Consider the following 5,677-nt stretch of genomic DNA (forward strand, 5'->3'; position numbering starts at 1 on the left):
CGTCGCACGCCCTGGCTCGATCGCGCACTCCCGGACCACTCCCAGGCGCGCGGGGCCGAGGGGTGGCCCGGGGTGTGGGGCGGAGCCCCGCACCGGACGATCCCCGCAGGCGCGGGGCCGAGAGACCATAGGGGGCTGACGGCGTTGCGATACCCGGCCGCCCCGGAGGGCGACCGCCACGACGGTGACGATCGCGCCTACCGTTCCGCTGTTGTCATTGCGATACCCGGCCGCCCTGTCGGCGTACACGTGAACGTGCCCAGTCACGTACGGATGAACGTGCCCACTTCCTGACGTACCGGATATTGATCGTGGGCAGTCTGCTGCCGGCCTGTGAAGGGTGGCGGAGGGCGGCTGACCGTGGTCTTGGACCCGCAACGATGGATGGAGCTTCGACGCTTCCGCGGGCTGTTCGAGTCCGGGGCGATGAGTCTGTCGGAGATCGCGAAGGAGACCGGACTCAACCGCCGCACGGTCCGCAAGTACCTCTCCTCCGAAGGCCCGGTTGCCCCGCCTCGTCGGGCGGCGCCCGGACATGGCCGTCGGCGGAAGGTTGACGAGGTCGCGCTTCTGATCGATGCGATGCTGCGGTCCGAGATTCTGATCAAAGGCGCCGTGGTTCACGAGCGGCTGGTGGCCGAGTACGGCTTCACCGGCACCTACCAGCGGGTCAAGCTCTACATGCAGGAGGCCCGGCCTCGGATCGCGGAGGAACTGGGCATCAGCCCGGGCGAACTGGCGGGCCTGCACCGCAGGTTCGAGGTCGTGCCTGGAGCGCAGGCCCAGGTGGACTGGGGAGACGAAGGGCAGGTCCTCGCCCATGTCGGCATCCCGAAGGTCTACTCGTTCCACATGACCTTGTCCTACTCGCGCGATCCGTTCTGCTGCTTCACCACCAGCCAGGACCTGGCCACCTTCTTCGACTGCCACCGGCAGGCGTTCGCCCACTTCGGCGGGGTGCCGATGTCGATCGTCTACGACCGCACCAAGACCGTCGTCCGACGCCACGTGGCACCGGGCGAGGCCGTTCCGCTGCACCCGGAAGCGGTCGGGTTCGCCGGGCACTACGACTTCGACATCGACGTGCTGGCGGCCTACCGCCCCACCGGGAAAGGCCGCGTCGAGCGCCAGGTCCTGATCGTCCGCGACCACGTCCTGGCCGGACGGTCCTTCTCCTCCATCGAGGAGCTGGACTCCGCTTTCAACGCCTGGGTGCCGTTGCGCCGGGCGAAGTCCCACGGCACCCACGGCGAAGTCATCGGGCACCGCGCGATCCGCGACCACATGGCCCTCAGGCCCCTGCCGGCGACACCCTACGTGGTCACCCAGAGACACCTTCGCTATGTCGGCAAAGACTGCCTGGTCGCCTTCGATGCGAACCTCTACTCGGTGCCGGCCCGCAAGGTCCGCCCGCGTCAGCTGGTGGAAGTCAGGGCAACAAAGTCCCAGATCACGCTGCATTCCACCGTTCCCGACACCAACGGCGAGACCCTGCTGGCGACGCACCGCAGGGCTGTCGGCCGCGGAGCATGCGTCGTCGACGAGAAGCACTGGGACGGTCTTCCCGACGGCCGGAACCGGCGGACCACCACCGGTGACGTTCCTCCGCAGCCCCGTCATCAGAACGCACTCGGTGCGGAGACGGCCGGCTCGCTGATGGCTCTCCTGAACCGGGCTGCGGCCGTCCGCGTCGAGGTCGGCCGCAGACCCCTGTCGGTCTATGACGAACTGACCGGGACACCCCAAGCCGGAGGAGCCCAGTTGAGCGAGCTGGTCAGCACCCGAATCCGCACCACGGCCGCCAAGCTCGGCCTGCCCCACCTGGCCGAGAGCCTGAACCAGTACGCCGGCCGGGCGGACGAGGCCAAGATGGGCTACCTCGACTTCCTCGACCTGGTCCTGGCCGAGGAACTCGCCATTCGTGACGACCGGCGTTTCCGACAGGGCCTGCGGCTGTCCAAGCTGCCGCACCACAAAACGCTCGACGAGTACGACTTCTCCTTCCAGCCCGAACTCGACCCCCGCAAGATCAAAGACCTGGCCACCCTCGCCTTCGTCGAGGCCAAGGCCAACGCGGCCCTGCTGGGACCGCCCGGGGTCGGCAAGACCCACATCGCCGTCGCGCTCTCGGTCGCCGCCTGCCGGGCCGGATTCTCCGTCTACTTCACGACCCTCGACGACATGGTCCGCCAGCTCATAGTCGCCGAGGCAGCCGGACGACTCAACAGCAAGCTCCGTACTTACCTTCGCCCCGGAGTTCTCGTCGTCGATGAAGTCGGCTACCAGCCCCTCGAACGCGCCGAGGCCAACCTGGTGTTCCAGGTCATCTCCAAGCGCTACGAGAAGGGCTCGATCATCCTGACCTCAAACAAGACCTTCAGCGAATGGGGACAGGTGTTCGGTGACGAGGTCCTCGCCACGGCCATCCTTGACCGGCTCCTGCATCACTGCGACGTCGTCTCCATCAACGGCCCCAGCTACAGACTCAAGAACCGGCTCGCCGCCATCGAACGCGAGACCGCAGCCTAGACCGCGGGCCGGGCTGGGGACTCATCGAACGATGCGGATGCGTGGCAGCGGAGACATCTCTTCGCCTTCCGCGGTGAGGACTTCTCGCGCCAGCTGTCGGGCGCGTCCCCACCCGGCGTCGGTGGCCAAGACCTCCCTTGTCCACCTGTCCACGTCGGTGACCTGGGACATCTCGCTGAAGACTTCATCGATCATCTGCAGCGAGGGCAACACCTCCCGACTCAGCCGGCCCTCATCGACCAGTCGCCCAGCGAGGCGGAAGGCATCATCGAAGCCCAAGGCGATCTCGTCCGGCGGCACGTCGTATTTGTCCAGCCAGGCCACCTGATCCGAAGCAGGCGCCGCAACCACGACGACCGCTTCGATCAGCATGCGACGACGCGCTGAAAGACCAGGGCTCTCCACAAGGTCATCGTGCCACGACTCCGCTCGAGCCGAGCGAACAGCCCCTCATCTCTCTGAGCACGTTTGTCCGTACTTCACTGAGCACATTCTCGAGTACGCCGACAGATGGCCTTTCGGCTGTTTCACGCTCATGCCCGTTGATGCAGCCGGAACCCTGCGGCGGTTATCGCACCGGCTCAACTCTTCTACGGTGCCGGGGAGGAAGACCAAGACCAGAGGGAGGGCCACGCAGGATGGGGCGGCCGCTCGGGCAGGGAGAACGCGTCGCACGACCTGGCGCGATCGCGCACTCCGGGACCACTCCCGCGCGCGGGGCCGAGGGGTGGCCGGCGTGCGGAACGGAGCCTCGCATCGGACGATCCCCGCAGGCGCGGGGCCGAGAGACCATAGGGCGCTGACGGCGTTGCGATACCCGCCGGAGGGCGACCGTCACCTGCCGCCTCACCGATCTTCAAGCTGACGCGGGAACGTTGCGATACCCGGCCGCCCCGAAGGGCGACCGCCACAGGATCGGTCCCTTCTGTGCAAGCGCTTCAGTTGCGATACCCGGCCGCCCCGGAGGGCGACCGCCACTGTCGGCCGTGCCGCCCACGAGGGCGCGGCGGTTGGTGTTGCGATACCCGGCCGCCCCGGAGGGCGACCGCCACAGCGCCGCCGGCCCTGGCAGCACCGGCGGCCCGTGGGTTGCGATACCCGGCCGCCCCGGAGGGCGACCGCCACCCGCCCTGGAGGTGGTCCATCGGCTGAGCCGCCGAGTGGTTGCGATACCCGGCCGCCCCGGAGGGCGACCGCCACCGGGGGATAGGCGTCCGCGCGCCGCGTAGGGAGAGTGTTGCGATACCCGGCCGCCCCGGAGGGCGACCGCCACCAGCGCCGCCGCGCCACCGCCAGCCGTCATGGAGTCGTTGCGATACCCGGCCGCCCCGGAGGGCGACCGCCACCCACACGCGTACCGTCTCCAGCCGCACACCGCCACGACGTTGCGATACCCGGCCGCCCCGGAGGGCGACCGCCACTCACCGGAGGCGCTGCCAGACGCTCGGATCGACAAGGTTGCGATACCCGGCCGCCCCGGAGGGCGACCGCCACGTTCGACGCGGGGCACGGATACCTGTCGACCGGGTCGTTGCGATACCCGGCCGCCCCGGAGGGCGACCGCCACTCGACGACCTCGGCCTCGTCCAAGTCGGCAGACGCGGTTGCGATACCCGGCCGCCCCGGAGGGCGACCGCCACACGTGGACGGCGTGCCGACACTGGTGCCGCCGAAATACGTTGCGATACCCGGCCGCCCCGGAGGGCGACCGCCACCCGACGCGACTGTCGGGCCTCTTTCAGGAGTGCTGGGTTGCGATACCCGGCCGCCCCGGAGGGCGACCGCCACCTTGTGCGCCCCGTAGTGCTGCGCCACCAGCAGCAGGTTGCGATACCCGGCCGCCCCGGAGGGCGACCGCCACGCCGACGCGGGCGAGTTGCAGGAGATCGCCGAGGCGTTGCGATACCCGGCCGCCCCGGAGGGCGACCGCCACACCGCTCCCCCGCCCGTCATTCCGGCACGACAAGGTGTTGCGATACCCGGCCGCCCCGGAGGGCGACCGCCACCCGCGAGTGGGCGACGGTCGTCTCGCTCCCCCGCGAGTTGCGATACCCGGCCGCCCCGGAGGGCGACCGCCACCCGCCACGGCGGCGGCGGAGTAGGTGCCGATGTTGGTGTTGCGATACCCGGCCGCCCCGGAGGGCGACCGCCACCCGCGAGGACATCGGCCATGCCACCCGTCGAGCCGGAGTTGCGATACCCGGCCGCCCCGGAGGGCGACCGCCACGAGCAGCACGGCCCCGCACCTATCCCCGGCCAGACCGTTGCGATACCCGGCCGCCCCGGAGGGCGACCGCCACGCCAGTTCGGCGCGAAGGAGTACCAGCACCGAGTGCCCGTTGCGATACCCGGCCGCCCCGGAGGGCGACCGCCACCGTGATCAGGGGATCTCAGACCGCGCTATCCGGTCATGGTTGCGATACCCGGCCGCCCCGGAGGGCGACCGCCACGAGCGCGGGCCACACCATCCGCCGCCACCTGAACAGGTTGCGATACCCGGCCGCCCCGGAGGGCGACCGCCACGCCACGATCGCGTTCTCCGACTCCGCCGCCAAGCAGTTGGAGTTGCGATACCCGGCCGCCCCGGAGGGCGACCGCCACCACCACGTCCCATCCGATGGGCGGGGCTTGTTCTCGTTGCGATACCCGGCCGCCCCGGAGGGCGACCGCCACTCGCCGAGCAGCTGCGTGATCTCGGCCCGCTCATGGTTGCGATACCCGGCCGCCCCGGAGGGCGACCGCCACCGGGGTGCGCCGAGTGGGCGGGCGTACCGAGACTGAGGTTGCGATACCCGGCCGCCCCGGAGGGCGACCGCCACCACGATGCAGGGCCTGGCGGCGGACCTGCGGCAGGCGTTGCGATACCCGGCCGCCCCGGAGGGCGACCGCCACCGTCCGTCTCGAGCGTGCCCCGGTCGTAGCAGGAGTGGTTGCGATACCCGGCCGCCCCGGAGGGCGACCGCCACAGCGTCACGATCGTCGAGACGGCCAGCCCGACAGGGTTGCGATACCCGGCCGCCCCGGAGGGCGACCGCCACGGCGGTGCTCGCGATGATCGCCACGGCCGTCTACCTGTTGCGATACCCGGCCGCCCCGGAGGGCGACCGCCACACCCCCCACCGCGAGCCACTGGGCCACAGCCTCAGGG

The 5,677-nt window shown here is 70.3% G+C and carries 2 protein-coding genes, 1 pseudogene and 1 CRISPR repeat array; of the genes and pseudogenes, 2 read left to right on the top strand and 1 reads right to left on the bottom strand.

Annotated features, from left to right (window positions below; translation table 11 throughout):
• Positions 1 to 426: 426 nt before the first annotated feature.
• Positions 427 to 1,530, top strand: a pseudogene (gene istA / locus GL263_RS20015) (IS21 family transposase); the annotation flags it as partial.
• Between the two features lie 231 nt (positions 1,531 to 1,761).
• Positions 1,762 to 2,529, top strand: coding sequence for an IS21-like element helper ATPase IstB (istB, locus tag GL263_RS20020; RefSeq protein WP_182857117.1), 768 nt, complete (start codon positions 1,762 to 1,764; stop codon positions 2,527 to 2,529).
• A gap of 21 nt (positions 2,530 to 2,550) precedes the next feature.
• Here istB and GL263_RS20025 read toward each other — a convergent pair whose 3' ends face one another.
• A complete protein-coding gene (locus tag GL263_RS20025; protein ID WP_228456684.1) occupies positions 2,551 to 2,901 on the bottom strand; it encodes a hypothetical protein in 351 nt (116 codons plus the stop codon).
• A gap of 502 nt (positions 2,902 to 3,403) precedes the next feature.
• A CRISPR array of direct repeats spans positions 3,404 to 5,640; the repeat unit is 37 nt; unit sequence GTTGCGATACCCGGCCGCCCCGGAGGGCGACCGCCAC.
• Positions 5,641 to 5,677: the final 37 nt, after the last annotated feature.

This window comes from Streptomyces durbertensis (genome assembly GCF_014156695.1).
GTDB classification, from domain to species: Bacteria; Actinomycetota; Actinomycetes; order Streptomycetales; family Streptomycetaceae; genus Streptomyces; species Streptomyces durbertensis.